The sequence below is a fragment of the Pseudomonas sp. GW821-FHT03C07 genome, assembly GCF_059420925.1.
Genome location: NZ_JBWKUQ010000051.1, coordinates 1 through 897, shown reverse-complemented (window position 1 = coordinate 897; position 897 = coordinate 1). Strand labels below are relative to the sequence as shown.

Genomic DNA, 897 nt, shown 5'->3' with positions numbered 1-897 from the left:
ACCACACCGGGACGCTTGATCCGTGCCGCGTGCGCTTCCGGAAGCACCTTGGCGATTTCCGGGAGAATCGGGCCTTGGGCCTGATCTTCCTGGCTAGACGTAATCACGACCGGCATGTTGAGGATCTTCGCCATCTTGGCCAGCGCAATCGACTGCTTGGCGGCGAATTCACGGTCGATATTTTTGATCAATTGCATCGTGCCGACCTGATGATCGATCAGCAACAACGCGGAGTTCTCTGCAGTAAATCGTACAGCAGCCATGGTACGGCTCCTCGTTTCGTTGGGGTTAAACAAAGGGTAGTGGTGGTCCACTGAAAAGCACGACATTGACCCTGCCCTGCGGGGCGCTTAGCTTGACCTCGCGTGGAGCCTCCTGCGCCGGGAACACCGGAAGCTGGAGGTCCTCGCGGTTGAAGCGCTGGGCCGCCACCTCCACCGTGCCGTCGACGGGCATGACAAACACGCAATGGCCTGCGGCAATCGGCACACTCAGTTCGGCTCCCGCCTCCAGAGAAATGTCGAGCATCGTGACTTCAGTCGGAGGGCCTAGCGGGGAGCGCAGCTCACGATAGCTGCCCAACGGTACCCGCACCGTGGCACCCGGCTCCTGCATGACCGGAACATCCTGCGCTTCGAGGATCAGCGGGAACGGCGCGATGTGCCTGAGCGATGACGCCAGTGCGACAAAGATCTGCAATCCGTGAACCGTTTTCCCGGTTTCAGCCGGGACCTCCTCGTGCGCCACGCCACGGCCGGCGGTGGTCCAGTGCAGGCCGCCGGGTTGAATCACGTTCTGGGTACCGATCGAGTCACGATTGGCCATACCCGTCTCGGAATCGGGCAGCAGATAGGACACCGCCGAAATACCAGCATGCTGATGGGGCGCAAAGGTCGG

At 61.2% G+C, this 897-nt stretch carries 2 protein-coding genes; both read right to left on the bottom strand.

Annotation, left to right across the window (positions count from 1 at the left end; all coding sequences use genetic code 11):
- On the bottom strand, positions 1-263 hold a 263-nt coding region (locus AC07VG_RS33440), incomplete at its 3' end, for a cysteine hydrolase family protein (RefSeq protein WP_495022570.1).
- Between the two features lie 25 nt (positions 264-288).
- A partial coding sequence (locus AC07VG_RS33435) for a pirin family protein (protein ID WP_495022569.1) occupies positions 289-897 on the bottom strand: 609 nt, incomplete at its 5' end.